The 17,893-nt window shown below is 42.0% G+C and carries 17 protein-coding genes; 14 read left to right on the top strand and 3 right to left on the bottom strand.

All coding sequences use genetic code 11. From position 1 onward, the window contains the following. Positions 1-98 precede the first annotated feature (98 nt). The 8 genes from M1L66_RS19875 to M1L66_RS19840 all read left to right on the top strand — a co-directional run bounded on the left by M1L66_RS19875 (position 99) and on the right by M1L66_RS19840 (position 9,739). A complete protein-coding gene (locus tag M1L66_RS19875) occupies positions 99-503 on the top strand; it encodes a conjugal transfer protein (protein WP_009588288.1) in 405 nt (134 codons plus the stop codon). Beyond that, a complete protein-coding gene (locus M1L66_RS19870; protein ID WP_434687751.1) occupies positions 475-2,925 on the top strand; it encodes an ATP-binding protein in 2,451 nt (816 codons plus the stop codon). Before M1L66_RS19875 ends, M1L66_RS19870 begins: the two co-directional genes overlap by 29 nt. Next, a complete protein-coding gene (locus tag M1L66_RS19865) occupies positions 2,925-5,114 on the top strand; it encodes a CD3337/EF1877 family mobilome membrane protein (protein ID WP_369923568.1) in 2,190 nt (729 codons plus the stop codon). The genes M1L66_RS19870 and M1L66_RS19865 overlap by 1 nt, the downstream gene beginning before the upstream one ends. Beyond that, a complete protein-coding gene (locus M1L66_RS19860; RefSeq protein WP_009588287.1) occupies positions 5,111-6,118 on the top strand; it encodes a lysozyme family protein in 1,008 nt (335 codons plus the stop codon). The genes M1L66_RS19865 and M1L66_RS19860 overlap by 4 nt, the downstream gene beginning before the upstream one ends. A gap of 17 nt (positions 6,119-6,135) precedes the next feature. Further along, positions 6,136-7,044: a conjugal transfer protein gene (locus M1L66_RS19855; protein ID WP_009588286.1), complete on the top strand. Its 909-nt coding sequence runs from the start codon at positions 6,136-6,138 to the stop codon at positions 7,042-7,044. A 69-nt stretch (positions 7,045-7,113) separates the two neighbouring features. Then, a complete protein-coding gene (locus M1L66_RS19850; protein ID WP_009588284.1) occupies positions 7,114-7,737 on the top strand; it encodes a TetR/AcrR family transcriptional regulator in 624 nt (207 codons plus the stop codon). A gap of 85 nt (positions 7,738-7,822) precedes the next feature. Then, positions 7,823-9,508 carry an ABC transporter ATP-binding protein gene (locus M1L66_RS19845; RefSeq protein WP_009588278.1) on the top strand — a complete coding sequence of 562 codons (1,686 nt, stop codon included), beginning with the start codon at positions 7,823-7,825 and terminating at the stop codon, positions 9,506-9,508. 6 nt (positions 9,509-9,514) lie between these two features. After that, positions 9,515-9,739, top strand: coding sequence for a hypothetical protein (locus M1L66_RS19840; RefSeq protein ID WP_009588263.1), 225 nt, complete (start codon positions 9,515-9,517; stop codon positions 9,737-9,739). 90 nt (positions 9,740-9,829) lie between these two features. On the opposite strand, the gene M1L66_RS19835 is transcribed toward M1L66_RS19840, so the two are convergent. Then, positions 9,830-10,189 (bottom strand): helix-turn-helix transcriptional regulator, encoded by a 360-nt coding sequence (locus M1L66_RS19835; protein WP_009588264.1) that lies wholly within the window; start codon positions 10,187-10,189, stop codon positions 9,830-9,832. Between the two features lie 510 nt (positions 10,190-10,699). Here M1L66_RS19835 and M1L66_RS19830 point away from each other — a divergent pair. The 4 genes from M1L66_RS19830 to M1L66_RS19815 all read left to right on the top strand — a co-directional run bounded on the left by M1L66_RS19830 (position 10,700) and on the right by M1L66_RS19815 (position 13,215). Continuing rightward, on the top strand, positions 10,700-11,119 hold the full coding sequence (locus tag M1L66_RS19830; protein WP_009588276.1) for an RNA polymerase sigma factor: 420 nt from the start codon (positions 10,700-10,702) through the stop codon (positions 11,117-11,119). Further along, positions 11,116-11,349: a helix-turn-helix domain-containing protein gene (locus tag M1L66_RS19825; RefSeq protein ID WP_009588285.1), complete on the top strand. Its 234-nt coding sequence runs from the start codon at positions 11,116-11,118 to the stop codon at positions 11,347-11,349. Before M1L66_RS19830 ends, M1L66_RS19825 begins: the two co-directional genes overlap by 4 nt. Before the next feature lie 390 nt (positions 11,350-11,739). Beyond that, a complete protein-coding gene (locus tag M1L66_RS19820; RefSeq protein ID WP_009588271.1) occupies positions 11,740-11,946 on the top strand; it encodes an excisionase in 207 nt (68 codons plus the stop codon). 78 nt (positions 11,947-12,024) lie between these two features. Further along, the gene (locus M1L66_RS19815) at positions 12,025-13,215 is read left to right on the top strand and encodes a tyrosine-type recombinase/integrase (protein ID WP_021399658.1); all 1,191 of its coding nucleotides are present in this window, start codon (positions 12,025-12,027) and stop codon (positions 13,213-13,215) included. A gap of 621 nt (positions 13,216-13,836) precedes the next feature. Here M1L66_RS19815 and sigG read toward each other — a convergent pair. Next, complete coding sequence (sigG, locus tag M1L66_RS19810; RefSeq protein WP_002603571.1) at positions 13,837-14,613, bottom strand: RNA polymerase sporulation sigma factor SigG; 777 nt, start codon at positions 14,611-14,613, stop codon at positions 13,837-13,839. 199 nt (positions 14,614-14,812) lie between these two features. Next, entirely contained in the window at positions 14,813-15,577 is a 765-nt protein-coding gene (locus tag M1L66_RS19805) for a type III pantothenate kinase (protein WP_002603572.1), read from the bottom strand. A gap of 249 nt (positions 15,578-15,826) precedes the next feature. On the opposite strand from M1L66_RS19805, the gene coaBC reads away from it, so the two are divergent. Next, the gene (gene coaBC, locus M1L66_RS19800) at positions 15,827-17,026 is read left to right on the top strand and encodes a bifunctional phosphopantothenoylcysteine decarboxylase/phosphopantothenate--cysteine ligase CoaBC (RefSeq protein ID WP_187019275.1); all 1,200 of its coding nucleotides are present in this window, start codon (positions 15,827-15,829) and stop codon (positions 17,024-17,026) included. A 28-nt stretch (positions 17,027-17,054) separates the two neighbouring features. Continuing rightward, the gene (locus M1L66_RS19795) at positions 17,055-17,879 is read left to right on the top strand and encodes an alpha/beta hydrolase (RefSeq protein ID WP_434687743.1); all 825 of its coding nucleotides are present in this window, start codon (positions 17,055-17,057) and stop codon (positions 17,877-17,879) included. The last annotated feature ends 14 nt before the right edge of the window (positions 17,880-17,893 follow it).

Genomic DNA, 17,893 nt, shown 5'->3' with positions numbered 1-17,893 from the left:
CAAGCATTGTTGCTACTGACAGCGATTTTATTTAGGGACAGTCTGAAAACGGCTGTCCTTTTCACTCATTTAGAACTTACGAAAGGAGCTGAAAGAACTTGAAAAAGATTAAAAGCTACACGGGTATCTGGAACGTGGAAAAAGTCTTGTATGCAATCAATGACTTTAACTTGCCCTTTCCCGTTACCTTTACACAGATTACATGGTTTGTGATTACAGAGTTTCTCATCATTCTGTTTGGGGACTTACCGCCACTTTCCATGATTGAGGGGGCATTTTTAAAATACTTCGGTATTCCCGTTTTCCTCACTTGGTTTATGAGCCAGAAAACCTTTGACGGCAAGAAGCCGTACAGTTTTCTAAAATCACAGATAACCTATGCGTTGCGTCCCAAAATCACTTATGCAGGAAAAGCCGTAAAACTGGATAAGCAGATACTACATGAAAATATTACGGCAGTTAGGAGTGTGAACTATGTTCCCGATGAAATATATCGACAATAACCTTGTCTGGAACAAGGACAATGAGGTGTTCGCTTATTATGAGCTGATACCCTACAACTATTCTTTTCTATCCGCAGAAGAAAAGTTTATCGTGCATGACAGCTTTCGCCAGCTTATCGCACAGTCCCGTGAGGGTAAAATCCATGCGTTGCAGATTGCCACAGAAAGCTCCATACGCAGTATGCAGGAACAATCCAAACGATTAGTAACGGGGAAACTTCGTGAAGTGGCATTAGAAAAAATAGACGAACAGACCGAAGCGTTGGTATCTATGATTGGGGACAATCAAGTGGACTACCGCTTTTTTTTTGGCTTTAAGCTCATGGTTACGGAAGAACAGCTCAATCTGAAGAACCTCAAAAAATCGGCGTGGCTGACCTTTAAAGAATTTCTCCATGAAGTCAATCACACGCTGATGAATGACTTTGTTTCCATGCCGAATGATGAAATCAACCGTTACATGAAAATGGAAAAGCTGTTAGAAAACAAAATATCAAGGCGTTTTAAGGTGCGACGCTTGGAAATAAACGACTTCGGGTATCTCATAGAACATCTTTACGGCAGGGACGGTGTCGCCTATGAAGATTATGAGTATCAGCTACCAAAGAAGAAATTTAAGAGAGAAACGCAGATAAAATACTACGACCTTATCCGTCCGACAAGATGTGTGATTGAAGAAAACCAGCGGTATTTACGATTGGAACATGAGGACAAGGAAAGCTATGTGTCCTATTTTACCGTCAATGCGATTGTAGGCGAGCTTGATTTTCCGTCCAGTGAAATCTTCTATTTCCAGCAACAGCAATTTACCTTTCCCGTTGATACGTCCATGAATGTAGAAATCGTGGAGAACCGAAAGGCATTAACGACCGTCCGCAACAAGAAAAAAGAACTGAAAGATTTGGATAATCATGCCTATCAAGCAGGAAGTGAAACAAGCTCAAATGTGGTAGACGCTTTAGACAGCGTGGACGAGCTGGAAACGGACTTAGACCAGACAAAAGAAAGTATGTATAAGCTGTCCTATGTGATACGGGTATCTGCTGACAGTCTGGACGAGTTGAAACGCCGTTGTGATGAAGTCAAGGACTTCTACGACGACCTCAATGTGAAGCTGGTGCGTCCTGCTGGGGATATGTTAGGGCTACACTCTGAATTTTTACCAGCCAGCAAGCGATATATCAATGACTATGTGCAGTATGTCAAAAGTGATTTTTTAGCTGGGCTTGGCTTTGGAGCGACACAGCAGTTAGGCGAAACGTCGGGTATCTATATTGGATATTCCGTTGATACGGGAAGAAATGTGTACTTACAGCCCTCTCTTGCCAGTCAAGGAATTAAAGGTACTGTTACCAATGCGTTAGCGTCTGCCTTTGTCGGTTCGCTTGGCGGTGGGAAGTCGTTTTGCAACAATCTTCTGGTGTATTATTCGGTTCTCTTTGGGGGACAAGCGGTTATCTTAGACCCTAAAAGTGAGCGTGGCAACTGGAAAGGAACACTCACAGAGATTGCACATGAAATCAATATCGTAAACCTTACCAGCGACAAGGACAATGCAGGACTTCTTGACCCGTTCGTGATTATGAAGAATGTGAAAGACGCTGAAAGTCTGGCAATCGACATTTTAACATTCCTTACGGGTATTTCCTCTAGGGACGGCGAAAAGTTCCCCGTACTTCGTAAGGCGGTTCGTGCCGTTACCCAAAGCGAAAAAAGAGGATTATTACACGTCATTGAAGAATTGAGAAAGGAAGATACCGCTATCTCACGCAACATTGCCGACCATATCGACAGCTTTACGGACTACGACTTTGCACATCTTCTGTTTTCAGACGGTACGGTAGAAAATGCTATCAGTCTGGATAATCAATTAAACATCATTCAAGTAGCCGACCTTGTACTGCCAGATAAGGACACCACCTTTGAGGAATACACGACCATTGAATTGTTATCGGTGTCTATGCTGATTGTCATTAGTACCTTTGCATTAGACTTTATCCATAGCGACCGTTCTATCTTTAAAATCGTAGACCTTGACGAAGCATGGGCGTTCTTAAATGTGGCACAAGGCGAAACGCTATCAAACAAGCTGGTTCGTGCTGGACGTGCTATGCAGGCAGGCGTTTATTTCGTTACACAATCCTCTGGCGACGTGTCAAAAGAAAGTCTGAAAAACAATATCGGCTTAAAGTTTGCTTTCCGTTCTACTGACATTAACGAGATAAAACAGACCTTAGAATTTTTCGGTATCGACAAGGACGACGAGAACAACCAGAAACGCTTGCGTGATTTGGAGAACGGACAATGTTTATTGCAGGACTTATACGGGCGTGTCGGCGTGGTGCAGATACACCCAGTCTTTGAAGAATTGTTACACGCCTTTGACACCAGACCACCAGTGAAAAGAAATGAGGTGGAGTGATGAAAGAAAGGATAAAAGGTGCGTTCACAAGAAAAAAGGTATTCCATGCGTTAAAAATCACTCTCTTTGTCATTGGTGTTACGCTGATATTTCTCTCTATGCTTGGGACAGTGGCTCATGCGACGGGGCTTGTGGACGATACCATAAACGCAGAAAATCTTTATTCCAAATATCCCCTTTCCAATTACCAGCTTGATTTTTATGTGGATAATAGCTGGTCGTGGCTACCGTGGAACTGGCTGGACGGTATCGGAAAATCGGTGCAGTACGGGCTTTACTGTATTACTAATTTTGTCTGGACTATCAGTTTATATTTAAGCAATGCAACGGGTTATGTGGTGCAGGAAGCCTACAAGCTGGATTTTATCAATGATATGGCAGACAGTATCGGAAAAAGCATACAGACCTTAGCAGGCGTTACCGAGAACGGCTTTTCCTCTACGGGATTTTATGTGGGATTTCTACTGCTGATTATCTTGGTGGTGGGAATGTATGTTGCCTATACGGGACTAATCAAACGGGAAACCAGCAAGGCATTACACGCCGTTATCAACTTCGTTGTGGTGTTCATTCTGTCCGCTTCATTTATTGCCTACGCTCCCGACTACATTAAAAAAGTCAATGACTTTTCATCAGACATCAGCACCGCTTCGCTGGACTTGGGAACAAAAATCATGCTCCCTAATTCTGACAGTGAGGGCAAAGACAGCGTGGACTTAATACGGGACAGCTTGTTTTCCATTCAAGTACAACAGCCGTGGCTACTCTTGCAGTTTGGAAATTCCAATATGGAAGAAATCGGGGCAGAACGTGTCGAAGCTCTGGTATCGGCAAGTCCAGAGGACGAGGACGGCGAAACAAGAGAGGAAGTCGTGAAAACAGAAATCGAGGATAACGACAACAACAATCTGACGATACCGCAGGTCATTAACCGCTTGGGTATGGTGTTCTTCCTGCTGTTCTTCAATCTTGGTATCACGATATTTGTATTCTTGCTTACGGGCATGATGATATTTAGCCAGATACTTTTTATTATTTTCGCTATGTTCCTGCCTATCAGCTTTTTACTCTCCATGATACCGAGCTATGAAAGCATGGCAAAGCAAGCAATCGTAAGGGTATTTAATACCATAATGACACGGGCAGGAATTACCCTCATTGTAACGGTGGCGTTCAGCATTTCCAGTATGTTTTACAACATTTCCACAGACTATCCGTTCTTTATGATAGCGTTCTTGCAGATAGTATGTTTTGCAGGTATCTATATGAAGCTGGGCGATTTAATGAGTATGTTCAGCTTAAATGCTGGCGACAGTCAAAGCATGGGACGCAGGATATTCCGCAGACCGTATCTGTTTATGCGACATAGGGCTAGGCATATGGAACACCGTATCGCAAGGGCGGTCAGTGCTGGCGGTATTACGGGCGGTGTGGCTGGTGCGGTAGCTGGAAGTGCCGTTGCTGGCAAGCGGACGGAAAGAAAAAATACGGCTTCTAAAGAAAATCGGGGCAATACCACTTCCAGCATGGGACAGCGTGCAGGCTCAAAAGTCGGTGCTGTCTTAGATACAAAAAATAAAGTCAAAGACAAGGCAAACGCCGTCAAAGAGAATATCAAGGATATGCCGACACAGACCGCTTATGCCGTGCATACCGCAAAGGAAAAGGCAAAGTCCAGCGTATCTGATTTCAAGCGTGGCATCGTGCAGGAACAGAAAGAACGACAATCGGGACGTTTAGAAAAACAGCAACAGCATAGACAGAATATCGCTGACAAGCGAATGGAACTTCAAAAGGCACAAGAAGCAAGGCAGGAAAGAACGCATACGGACGGATCTGCGACAAAAGGAGCTACCCGTCCACATGAACGACCAGCCACAACCGCAAAGCCGAGCGTTGAAAAAATGCAGGAAGTCAAACGCCCTGCCACAGCGACCACCGCAAAAACAAGTGAGCCAGTCAAGACAAATGCTGTGAAAGAACGTCCGCTATCTTCGGGTGGCTCTGACGGGAAAACTCCACAGACAAACCATAAAAATGTAGAAAAGACCGTATCGCAGGAAACACGCCAGAATTACACCAAAGACCGCAGGACAAAGGTTCAACAGACGCAGACTATGAAGCAATCAGAAGTAAATACCAAGAAGAACCGTAAGACCGTATTACAGAAAGGACGAAAGAAAAAATGAGATTGAAACATATCGCCATTATTGGCAGTCTGTTTCCTATCCTCATTTCCATTGTATTGTTTTTCGGGGTGCTGATTAGTGCAGAGGACGACGACGGGGGCGGTAACTATTCTTCTTCCTTTGGTGGTATGAACCTATCCGCAGAAGTGTTGAAACATCAGCCTATGGTAGAAAAGTATGCCAAAGAATACGGCATTTCAGAGTATGTCAATGTCCTGCTGGCTATCATTCAAGTAGAAAGTGGCGGTACGGCAGAAGATGTTATGCAGAGTTCGGAAAGTTTGGGACTACCGCCCAATTCCTTAGATACGGAAAGCTCAATCAAGCAGGGGTGTAAATATTTTGCGTCCCTGCTTTCTTCCTGCAAAAGTCAAGGTATCGACGATTTGAATGTAGCGATACAATCCTATAACTATGGCGGTGGCTATGTGGGATATGTGGCAGGAAAAGGCAAGAAGCATACATACACCCTTGCAGAAAATTTTGCAAAAGAAAAATCGGGTGGAAAGAAAGTAACCTACACCAATCCGATAGCCGTTGCGAAGAACGGGGGCTGGCGGTACAGCTATGGCAATCAATTTTACGTTGAATTAGTCAATCAGTATTTGACTGTTCCGCAGGTGTCGGGCGAGCTGGCACAAAAGGTTATGAATGAAGCCTTAAAATATCAAGGGTGGAAATATCAGTACGGCGGTAGCAATCCTAACACGTCCTTTGACTGTTCGGGACTGACGCAATGGTGCTTTGGGAAAGCTGGTATCTCTTTACCGAGAACGGCACAAATGCAGTATGACGCAACCCAGCATATCCCCTTATCGCAGGCAAAGGCTGGCGACTTGGTATTTTTCCATTCCACCTATGACGCTGGAAGTTATGTAACCCACGTCGGTATTGTCATTTCTCCGACACAGATGTACCATGCAGGCGACCCGATAGGTTATGCAGACCTAACTAATAGTTACTGGCAACAGCACTTAATCGGTGCAGGACGAGTAAAACAATAGAAAGTGAGGATTTCATCATGTTTAGAAAGAATAAGAAACAGACAGAGAATGTCAAAGAACCCAAAGAAAAAAAGGTGCGTACTTTCAAGGTAGGCACACATAAAAAATCCGTGATTGCATTGTGGGCGGTGCTTATTGCAAGTGTGAGCTTTGGCGTATATAAGAACTTTACCGCTATTGATATGCACACGGTACACGAAACAGAAACAATCCAGTTACGACTAAATGATACCAGCGGTATTGAAAATTTCGTCAAGAACTTTGCGAAGTCCTATTATACATGGAACAACAGCAAAGAAGCGATTGAAGCAAGGACGCAGGCAATCAGCGGTTATCTGACAAAGGAATTGCAGGACTTGAATGTAGATACCATTCGGACGGATATACCGACCAGCTCCACGGTAACAGAGGTACTTGTATGGAGCATTGAACAGTCTGGCACGGACACTTTTTCTGCTACCTACGAAGTAGATCAGCAGATAAAAGAGGGAGAACAGACAACGAGTGTCAAGGCAACCTATACCGTGAAAGTCCATGTGGACGCTGACGGGAATATGGTAATCGTTCAGAACCCTACCCTTGCTCCAGCAATCGAAAAATCGGACTATGAACCAAAGACACCAGAAGCCGACAACAGCGTAGACGCTGACACAATCAATGACGCTACGGCATTTCTGGAAACATTCTTTAAGCTGTATCCGACCTCAACAGAAAAGGAACTTGCCTACTATGTATCGGGAAATGCCCTTGAACCTATCGGCAGGGACTACCTTTATTCTGAATTGGTAAATCCTATCTTTACAAAAGATGGGGACAATGTGAAAGTCAAAGTTTCCGTAAAATTCCTTGATAATCAGACAAAGGCAACACAGATTTCACAGTATGAGCTGACGCTACATAAGGACGGGAATTGGAAAATCATTTAATCTATTGACATACATGCACCTTGCATGATAATATATACATGTAAGGTGCATGTATAAGGGGGTGGAAAATTGCCACGAAATAAATATCCAGAGGAAACTGTGCAAAAAATATTAGACGCTTCTTTAAAACTTTTTTTAGAAAAAGGGTATGAAGAAACAACAGTATTAGATATTATAAGTGAAATGGGTGGATTGACAAGAGGAGCTTTCTATCATCACTTTAAATCAAAAGAAGAAGTTTTTGACGCTTTATGTGAAAAACTGTTTTATGAAACTAATCCTTTCAAGAAAGCAAAAAATCATAAAGAATTGAATGGCTTAGAAAAACTAAAATTTGTCTTAAAAACCTCATTTGATGAAACAGAACATCATCAACTAAGTATAGCGTCCATGCAACTCATGGGAAGTCCTGCTTTTTTAAAAAAATTGATTGAAAGCAATCAAGAGTTAGCTCCTATGTATCAAGAATTGATAGAAGAAGGAATACAGGACGGCTCTATACATACAGAACATTCAAAATTATTAGCGGAGCTATTTGTTCTTTTAACTAACTTTTGGTCAATACCTACTATATATCCAATGACATCAGAGGAAATGTGGGAAAAGTTTTTAATGATTAAGGAGATTACCGACAAGTTAGGGCTTCCAATAATTGATGATGAAATTGTTGAATTATGCAAGGAAAATTCATAAAGAAAATAAGATTGTCGTAAGGCAATTTTATTTTCAGATATATACATACATGTAACATGTATAATTTGTATTAAGGAGAAAGATTATGAAATTCTATATTAAACAGAATAAGATTTTATTTTTATTAACCATTTTAACAAGTGTAATTGCTTCTTTAGGGTATGTGTTTATGGCTGTCCTCTTGCAACGATTATTAGATATAGTTGTAGAAAAAAATATGCAACAATTTATGAGAATGATTTTATTTTCGATTGTTTATTTTGTACTGCTGGGGATTTTTCTCTATCTTCAATCTTTGCTTAACAAAAAAGTTATATGTAGAATTATGCGTCAAGTTCGTTCTGATGTATTTCGTGGAACAGTCAATTATAGTATAGAAGAATTTGAGAAAAGAAATACTGCTGATTATATATCAATTATTACAAATGATGTGAAAATGATAGAGGATAATTTTTTACTTCCCTTTTTTGAAATAGTACAATATACAGTTATATTTATTTCCTCTTTCGTGTTAATGATTTACTTTGATATTATCGTGACTATATGCGTTATAATAGCGATTGCTATAATGTTTCTCGTTCCTAGCTTGTTGGGGCAGAAACTGGAAAAAAGGCAAAATATTTTTTCTTCAAAATTAGCCGACTTCACAAGTAGTTTAAAAGACATTTTATCTGGATTTGAAATTATTAAGTCATATTCTATGAAACGATATGTAGTCCAGCGATTTGACAAAGAAAATAGCGAAACTATCCATTCTAAATATGATGTAGATAAATTACTTGCATTAAATGAAGGATTATCTTCTTTTCTTGCTCTTATGGTTCAGATAGTTGTTCTGTTTTTATCAGCGTATTTCATTATTACAGAACGTATAACAATAGGTACATTATTGGGAATGGTGCAAGTAAGCAGTAATTTAGCCAACCCACTTATTATGATATTTACTAACGTTCCTAAAATAAAAAGCATACAACCTATTATTGAAAAGTTACATAGTATTTCTGAACAAGCCTCTAAGAATTTACATAAGGAACATAGAGCTTCATTTAATCGTTATATTCTTGCTGAAAACTTATCTTTTTCCTATGATATGCAAACACAAGTGTTAAATGAAGTGGACTGTATTATTGAAAAAGGGAAAAAATACGCTGTTGTAGGAAAAAGCGGTTGTGGAAAAAGCACTTTTATAAAGTTGCTAACAGGTTATTATTCTGATTATAAAGGGAAAATCGTATATGATGATAGAGAATTAGATTTATTAGAAAAAGAAGATGTGGTACAGCTATCTTCTATCATTCATCAAAATATTTATCTGTTTGACGAAACCATACTAGACAATATCTGTTTACATGAAGATTATCCAAAAGAAATTGTTGATAAAGTTATAAAGGAAAGTGGTTTAGATGAATTTATAGCTGAACTTCCAGAGGGGATATTCTATCGAGTTGGAGAAAATGGCTCTAATTTGTCTGGTGGACAAAAACAGAGGATTGCGGTTGCACGAGCTTTGATTAGAAACAAACCTATTTTGATATTAGATGAGGGTACGTCTGCTATTGATATGCAAACAGCCTATGATATTGAAAGCAGGTTACTTAAAATAAACGATTTAACACTTATAACAATTACTCATAATTTGGAAGAAAAATTGTTGAAAAAGTATGATGAAATTATTTATATGGATAATGGAAACATTAAGGAACAAGGGCATTTTCAAGAGCTTGTTAATGCATCATCTTGTTTTTCGGAATATGTACATTTAAAGGAGTAAATGTTTATGATTGATTTGAAAAAACACGATATAAAAAAAGCCTTGAAAGTTGGTGCAAAGGCAAGCGGTGTCCCTGTGGAAACTATACGGGAAGAAATACAGGCTACCATTGATGAAGCTATGAACAGTACCGACCCAGAGGTGCAGGCAAATTTCAAAAAGTATTTTGGAAATAAACGCCCTACACCAGAAGAATATATTTACAAGATTACGAAAAAGACAAAGGTTTAATCTAATATTGTTTGCTCCCTGCGGAGCAGATCAGCAAACAAATGCTAAAGAAATACTGCTTAAAAGAAAAATGGGAAAACAAGAAGCTGATTACTTCTTGCTTTCCCTGCTATTCAAGATACCGTCAATCGTACCTTGAATGATTTTTAATTCGTTATCACTCAATAAGTCAAGTGATGTTTCTATCTGACGGCGAGCTGTACTTTTCTCAACTTTCTCTGGTGGATAGAAATATTCATCAACCGATATATTGAACATGGTAACTAAATCATGGAATAATTGAAAACTTGGGTGTGAACCGATATTTTCAATATCTGCGATATGGCGTTCTCCATAGAATACCTTATCGCCTAAATCATTACGGGATAGCCCTGCTTTTTCACGGGCTTCTCTGATTGCCAGTCCTAACGGTCTGAAATCAAAGGTTTGTGTTTCTTTATTTTTTCTCATTTTAAACCACCTAGCATGAGTTTAAACTTCATGCCATGTATTTAGAATGTGTTAAAAGTGCATATAGTATGCAGTAATAATTCAAAAGATATTATCGTGTGCGGTAAATAAAAAAAACCGTTCTTGGATAATATGCTTTTGCACGTCTTAAAAACGATTACGGGACGGTTTTGGATATAACCAAAGCTGTCCTTTTCTTTTGGTATAGCTCTGGTTTGAGGGGGCTATGCCATGATTACATATAGAAGAACGCTACGTCGTTCTCAACTGGATAATTATTTCTGTCTAGTGCTTCAATCATCATACCCATTACATGAGTTAAAAATTCATATAGATAGCATTTATATAACAGCCTGTTTGTGTAGTTACATTCAAATGGGCTGTTTTTATTTTATAGAAATAATTTTTTGAAAATCTTGGTAGTTTGACACCTCTTTGGGAAGTTAGGGTGCGGAAAGGGGGAAATGAACAGAAGTTCATTTCAATCCAGCACGGAAAGGAGGTGAGCAAATGAAAACATCTTCTTTCAAACAAGCCATTGAAGCACAGTTTGATTGTCTTTCAAAAAAGGTTATCAAACGAGCTGTCAAAAAAGGCTATCGTGATATGAAGCGACGTGAAAAACGAGAATGTCCATTTTCTGATATTCCAGATTATGAGCAGGAACGCTTTGGAACATTTGATAAATACGAAAGTGATTACACCGTATTTAATATTTTAGGCATTGAAGTATGGGTTGAGGACGACCAGTTAAGCGAAGCTCTTAAAACATTGACAGAAAAGAAACGTAACATTATTTTGTTGTCCTACTTTATGGATATGTCCGATAGTGAAATCAGCGAATTTATCAAAATCCCACGTTCTAACGTCCAATATCATAGAACAAAAACACTTGAAACAATGAAAAAAATCATGGAGGAACGTAAATGAAGAAACATGAGCATTTGCCTTTTGAGGTAATCTTATCAGCCACAGAGGGCGAACCAGAAGCGGTTGAAACCGTTTTGAAGTTTTATGACGGTTACATTTCCAAATTATGCTTGCGTAAATTGTATGACGAATACGGTAATGTTTGCATGGTTGTGGACGCTGATTTAAAAAACAGAGTTCAGACAGCATTACTTGATATGCTGATGAATTTTGAAATTGTAGTGATGTAATACATATAAGTGAAGTTTGGTACTTCCCCCTTTCCTGCCACTTCACTTGTCATTCTATTAAAATCAATTTGACTAGAATTGATTTTGATAGGCTGAATAGCCGATAGTTCTTTGAAAACTGAATAAAGCAGACAGATACGTTTGTGAGGTAGCAAGCCACGGGAACTGTACGCCACGACCTTTCCAAAAGAAAGCGAGCGACCCACGCAGTGATCCGAGAGCGACCGTTGGAAAAGTCGCTTTGCCACGACCTACCCTCACAGAATAATGATACTTCCGCATGGTGCGGTTCTGACCACAAGAATGGGAATAGTTGAAATACTAATGGAGCTTTCCAAAGCCGTCTGCCTGCTTGTAAAAAATGACACACAGTAAAGGGGGTATGGTTATATGATAAACAATACTGATGTGCCTATCTGGGAAAAGTATTCGCTTACCTTAGAAGAAGCGTCTAAATACTTCCGCATTGGCGAGAAGAAGTTGCGTAGATTGGTAGAGGAAAATCCCGACGCTGACTGGTTTGTAATGAATGGAAACCGTATTCAGATTAAGCGTAAACCCTTTGAGAAATTCTTTGATACGCTAAATGTTATATAGTGAAAAAGGGCTTCGTATGTGGTATAATTATAATATCTCATATCGAAGCTCTTTCCGTTCTGAAAGGAGCAAAACGAGATGTCAGAAAAAAGACGGGACAGCAAAAATCGTATATTAAGAACGGGTGAGAGCCAGAGAAAAGACGGGAGATACGCATACAAATATATAGACGCATTTGGAAAACCGCAATTTGTGTATGCTTGGAAACTTGTGCCTACGGACAGAACGCCAGCAGGAAAACGTGAGGATATTTCCTTACGGGAAAAGGAGCAGGAAATACGTCAAGACCTTAACGACGGTATCAATACCGCTGGAAAGAAAATGACGGTGTATGAACTTTTTCAGAAGTATCTGAAACAACAGAGAAATACAAGAGCCAGTACACAGAATACCTATCACTATTTGTTGGAGTTCTTGAAAAAAGATAAGTTTGGAGCTAGGAGCATTGACGGTATTAAGATTTCAGATGTTAAGGCGTGGCTACTTGAATTGAGGGATAACGGGTTAGCATACGGAACGGTTCTCTTTTATAAAAGAGCATTGAAGCCAGCATTTAAAATGGCATTGCATGACGATTGTATCAGAAAGAACCCATTTGATTTTAGCTTAAGTAGTGTGATGAAGAACGACACACAAGCACGACAAGCATTGACGAAAGAGCAGGAAGAAAAACTACTTTCTTTTATGCGAAGTGATGTTTGTTACCGAAAGCATTATGATGAAGTTATCATTTTGTTGCGGACTGGACTTCGTATTTCTGAATTTTGCGGACTGACTGTAAAGGACTTGGATTTTACAAACCGAGTAATCAATATCGACCACCAACTTATCAAGCTGTCTAAAACGGGATATGTGGTACAACCGCCAAAATCAGAAAATGGTATCAGACAGATACCAATGAGTGACGAAGTGTATCAAGCCTTTCAAAACATACTGAAACACCGCAGGAAACCGAAGAACCTTGTGATTGACGGATATAGTGATTTCTTATTCATCAACCGCAATGGCAATCCACAGGTGGCAGTAAATTATGAAACTGTATTCCGAAAACTTGTAGACAAGTACAACAGCAAGTATGAAGAACCGTTACCGAAGATTACACCTCATGTCATGCGTCATACATTCTGCACAAGGTTAGCCAACGCAGGAATGAACCCAAAAGCACTGCAATATGTCATGGGACATTCCAATATCACAATTACATTGAACCTCTACACTCACGCTTCACTTGAAACTGTAAAATCAGAATTACAGCGATTTGTAGCTTAGTAGTAAAAGGCTGGATTACTACCAATTTACTACTTTTGAAAGCAGAATGAAGCGGAAATATGCGGAGTTAAGTATGGTATCTACCTATTGAAAAGTGAAAAAAAGTCCGTAAATACGGGATATTCCAGCATTTGCGGACTTATGGATAGATAAAGAAAAAAGATTTAGATAAATATATAATTAATTCATTGATAGTTATCCAGTGTTTACTTTCCCATAAGACGTTCATAATGGCCTGCTCAGCAGGTGTAATATCTTGCTTCATTCAACTCACTCCCAATGGTATGATATATACGACTAATGTTATTAGTCGTATATATCATACCATTTACACAAGTTTTTGTCAATAAAAGAGCTGAATTGAGCTGAAAATTATAATATAACAGCATCCGATGGCAATTTTGAAAAAATGATCAGCATCTTAGATATGACTACGCATAGTAGTCTAATTAAAATGCGTTTTAAAAGCTAACGGCTGGCAACCTTTGAAGAAAAAATATTTCTATAGAATAAATAAAAGTAGGAAGGAAATTCAAAATTATTGAATTTCCTTCCTATTTATAAGCTCATAACGGAAATGCAGTTCGATGCTTCTATCTGATTACGTATTTCTCTCTATTTTTACGAAAGGTATCCCTTCATGCTTTTGAGTGCGTTTTTTTCCAGACGGCTGACCTGGGCCTGGCTGATGTGAATCTCCTCGGCTACCTCAGTCTGGGTCTTTCCCTCGAAGAAGCGCATGTCGATAATGTGGCGTTCCCGTTCGGGAAGGCGTTTCATGGCTTCATTTAAGGAGATGTCCTCCACCCAGTTTTCCTCCAGATTCTTTTTGTCACTGATCTGGTCCATGACGAAGAGTGGATCGCCGCCGTCGGAATATACAGGCTCGTACAGGCTGACAGGGCTCTGAATGGCATCCAGAGCATAGGTGATGTCCTCCTTGCTGACGCCGATTTCATTGGCGATTTCCATGATGGTAGGCTCTTTTAAGTTTTTCTTCATGAGATTTTCTTTTGCATAGATGGCTTTATAGGCGGTGTCGCGTAAGGAACGGCTGACACGGATCGAATTGTTATCCCGAAGATAGCGGCGTACCTCGCCCAGTATCATGGGAACGGCATACGTTGAAAAGCGTACGTTCTGTGTAATGTCAAAATTGTCAATGGCTTTGATCAGGCCGATGCAGCCAATCTGGAACAAGTCGTCCACATTTTCGTTACTGCCTGAAAAACGCTGTATGACGCTGAGAACCAGTCTTAAGTTACCCTTAATATATTCCTCTCTGGCTTCCATATCGCCATCCAGGATCCTCTTAAATAAGGCTTCTTTTTCTTCGTTGTTTAAAAGGGGCAGCTTTGAAGTGTTAACGCCGCAGATCTCTACTTTGTATACAGGCATGTCTTTCCCTCCGCATCATTCTTTTTAGTCATAAAGGAATGATGTACTTATTCGGAGGCTTTTATACGATGCCAGATTTAAATTTTATTTCCATTTTCTGGCGGCGGTCCGCAAAGTGCCTGTTTATCACATTGGCTCATACATCAGGTGCGCAGATGAGCCAGTGAATGTTTGCGGTCCGCCGCGTGAGCTGCGGATTTTATTTGTTTTTTTCGTAAAGAATGAGGAGACCTTTTAATAAAAGCGCCTCATCGTAATTGATTTTATGACGGCAGAGCGGGAGGACGGAAGGGGCCAGACCGCCCGTGGCTACGAGGCTTGCGGCCTGTCCAAGCTCTTCTTCCATGCGGTCGATGATGCCGTCAATCATGGCGGCATTGCCATAGAGAATACCGTTTTTCATGCAGTCGATGGTGTTCTTGCCGATGACCCGGGTCGGTCTGTTTAAACCGATGTAGGGAAGCTGGGCCGCGCGGCTGCTCAAAGAATCCAGAGAAACCCGGAGCCCCGGGAAAATGATGCCGCCTGTATAGTTGCCCGCCCTGTCAATGACGGACATGGTGGTGGCGGTTCCCATGTCGATGATAATAATGGGAGACGGGTAATCCTTAAGCGCGGCCACGGCATCAACAATTAAGTCACTCCCCACGGTCTTCGGATTATCCATGATGATATTAAGTCCCGTTTTCATGCCGGAGCCAACCAGCATGGGCGTCTTTCCGGTGATTTTCTTAACTGCAGAGAGCACCACGTCCGTCAGCGGCGGAACGACGGAAGAGACCACGGCCCCTTCAATCGAGGAAAGCGGCAGGTTATGGATTGCCATAATGTCTTTGATATTAACTGCGTATTCCAGGTCTGTCTTCCCCAGGTTCGTGGTGACACGCTCCACAAACCAGGTGCGGCTGTCATCAATACCGCCGATTACAATATTGCTGTTTCCCATGTCAATTGCTAAAATCATAAAGGGAACTCCTTTCCAAAATTTAGAGGTTATGGTATACTATGAGCACTTAGTGAGGTTTTTCACGAACTTAGTGCGAGTCATACCTGAGTACTTAATGAGGTCTTTCACGAATTTAGTACGAATGGTATACTATGAGCACTTAGTGAGGTTTTTCACGAACTTAGTGAGGTTTTTCACGAGTTTACCACATTTTAGGCAAAATAACAATGTAAGCAGAAATAAAAAGAAGCGAGGCAGGAGACGTTTATGCTGAAAGGAAAACATGTTGTTCTGGGAATTACGGGAAGTATCGCGGCATACAAGACGGCCGGACTGGCCAGCATGCTGGTGAAAAAGGGCTGCCATGTCCATGTACTGATGACAGAGAATGCGACTAATTTTATCAATCCGATCACGTTTGAGACACTGACAGGAAATAAATGCCTTGTAGATACCTTTGACCGGAATTTTGAATTCAGCGTGGAGCATGTGGCGCTCGCCAAGCAGGCGGACGTGGTGATGATTGCCCCGGCTTCCGCCAACGTGGTCGCAAAGCTGGCTCACGGGCTGGCCGATGATATGCTGACGACGACCGTGCTGGCCTGCCGCTGCAAGAAGATCATTGCACCGGCCATGAACACGAATATGTATGAAAACCCGATTGTTCAGGATAATATAAAGATTTGTGAAAAGTATGGGATGGAAGTCATAAAACCGTCGGTGGGCTACTTGGCCTGCGGTGATACGGGAGCGGGAAAGATGCCGGAGCCGGCCGAGCTGTTCGACTACATTGAACAGGAGATCGGGGCGCAGAAGGATTTGAAGGGAAAGAAGATTCTCGTCACAGCGGGTCCTACGAGAGAGGCGATAGATCCGGTCCGTTATATCACCAACCATTCTACCGGCAAGATGGGCTATGCCGTCGCTAAGGCCGCGGCTCTGCGAGGGGCTGATGTGACGCTGGTGACCGGAAAGACAGGCACGCCCAAACCGCGTTTCGTAAAGCTGATCGAGATCCAAAGTGCCGCAGACATGTTCGAGGCGGTGACGGCAGCGGCGGCGGAACAGGATATTATCATTAAGGCGGCGGCCGTGGCGGATTACCGGCCTAAATCAGTGGGCACGGAAAAGACGAAGAAGACGGACGGAGATATGGCGATCGAGCTGGAGCGGACCGATGACATTTTAAAATGGCTGGGCGCGCACCGGAGGGAAGGCCAGTTTCTCTGCGGATTTTCCATGGAAACCCAGAACATGCTGGAGAATTCCAGGGTGAAGCTGGATAAAAAGAATATTGACATGATTGTGGCAAATAATCTGAAGGTGGAAGGCGCCGGCTTCGGCACCGATACGAACGTCGTGACCATCATCACGAGAGAGCGGAACTTGGAGCTGGAAAAGATGACGAAGGAAGAGGTCGCCGACCGGCTGCTGGATGAGATACTTGCCGTATCAGCAGATAAATAAAATGGAATGATAAAGGGGAAAAATCATCATGAATACAGAGAAAAAAGAAATTATAGTTCCGGGGCAGCTGACAGGACCGGCGCTGCTCACCGGATATCTGATAAAAGAAGTGAGTGTGGCGCCGGAGAGAAAGCGGCCGGCTGTGATCGTCTGTGCCGGAGGCGGATACTGGCAGAGATCGGATCGGGAGAGTGAGCCCCTGGCGCTTCAGTTTATGGCCATGGGATGCCATGCCTTTATTCTCGACTACAGCGTTGCCCCGAACCATTTCCCAGCCTCTGTGAGAGAGCTTGGGGAAGCGGTCGCCTATGTCAGGGAACACGCGGCAGAGTGGAAGGTCGATCCGGCAAAGATCATCGTGTGCGGTTCTTCCGCTGCGGGCCATCTGGCCTGCAGTCTTGGCGTATTCTGGGACAATGAGCTGGTATATGATGCGATCGGCAGAACACCCGCACAGATTCGTCCGGATGGTCTGATCCTGTGTTATCCGGTCATTACAGGCGGCGAGTACGCGCACGTGAATTCCTTTAAGCGTCTGCTTGGGGACGATGTGACCCAGGAACAGAGAGACGCGGTTTCCCTGGAGAATTTTGTGACGGAACAGACGCCGAGGGCATTTATCTGGCACACGTATACGGACGAAAACGTTCCGGTGGAAAACAGCCTGCTTCTGGCAGCCGCCATGAAACGGAAGAATGTCAACTTCGAACTTCATATCTATCCCACCGGCGGCCACGGACTTTCTCTGGCCGACGAGGAGACAGCCGGGAACGGCTTCCAGGTGGTGGAACAGTGCCAGAGCTGGATTCCTCTCGTGAAAATGTGGCTGAAGCATTTCGAAGCGTCCTGTTAAAGAGGAATGTCCGC

The organism is Hungatella sp. SB206 (genome assembly GCF_051132295.1).
In the GTDB taxonomy this organism is placed as follows: Bacteria; Bacillota; Clostridia; order Lachnospirales; family Lachnospiraceae; genus Hungatella; species Hungatella effluvii.
This window is presented reverse-complemented; position numbering and strand designations above follow the sequence as displayed.

Excerpts from the sequence above, each read along its gene's own strand:
- M1L66_RS19870 (WP_434687751.1), top strand. The coding sequence starts at position 475 with ATGTTCCCGATGAAATATATCGACAATAACCTTGTCTGGAACAAGGAC.
- M1L66_RS19865 (WP_369923568.1), top strand. The coding sequence starts at position 2,925 with ATGAAAGAAAGGATAAAAGGTGCGTTCACAAGAAAAAAGGTATTCCAT.
- M1L66_RS19860 (WP_009588287.1), top strand. The coding sequence starts at position 5,111 with ATGAGATTGAAACATATCGCCATTATTGGCAGTCTGTTTCCTATCCTC.
- M1L66_RS19855 (WP_009588286.1), top strand. The coding sequence starts at position 6,136 with ATGTTTAGAAAGAATAAGAAACAGACAGAGAATGTCAAAGAACCCAAA.
- M1L66_RS19845 (WP_009588278.1), top strand. The coding sequence starts at position 7,823 with ATGAAATTCTATATTAAACAGAATAAGATTTTATTTTTATTAACCATT.
- M1L66_RS19840 (WP_009588263.1), top strand. The coding sequence starts at position 9,515 with ATGATTGATTTGAAAAAACACGATATAAAAAAAGCCTTGAAAGTTGGT.
- M1L66_RS19835 (WP_009588264.1), bottom strand. The coding sequence starts at position 10,189 with ATGAGAAAAAATAAAGAAACACAAACCTTTGATTTCAGACCGTTAGGA.
- M1L66_RS19830 (WP_009588276.1), top strand. The coding sequence starts at position 10,700 with ATGAAAACATCTTCTTTCAAACAAGCCATTGAAGCACAGTTTGATTGT.
- M1L66_RS19825 (WP_009588285.1), top strand. The coding sequence starts at position 11,116 with ATGAAGAAACATGAGCATTTGCCTTTTGAGGTAATCTTATCAGCCACA.
- M1L66_RS19820 (WP_009588271.1), top strand. The coding sequence starts at position 11,740 with ATGATAAACAATACTGATGTGCCTATCTGGGAAAAGTATTCGCTTACC.
- M1L66_RS19815 (WP_021399658.1), top strand. The coding sequence starts at position 12,025 with ATGTCAGAAAAAAGACGGGACAGCAAAAATCGTATATTAAGAACGGGT.
- sigG (WP_002603571.1), bottom strand. The coding sequence starts at position 14,613 with ATGCCTGTATACAAAGTAGAGATCTGCGGCGTTAACACTTCAAAGCTG.
- M1L66_RS19805 (WP_002603572.1), bottom strand. The coding sequence starts at position 15,577 with ATGATTTTAGCAATTGACATGGGAAACAGCAATATTGTAATCGGCGGT.
- coaBC (WP_187019275.1), top strand. The coding sequence starts at position 15,827 with ATGCTGAAAGGAAAACATGTTGTTCTGGGAATTACGGGAAGTATCGCG.
- M1L66_RS19795 (WP_434687743.1), top strand. The coding sequence starts at position 17,055 with ATGAATACAGAGAAAAAAGAAATTATAGTTCCGGGGCAGCTGACAGGA.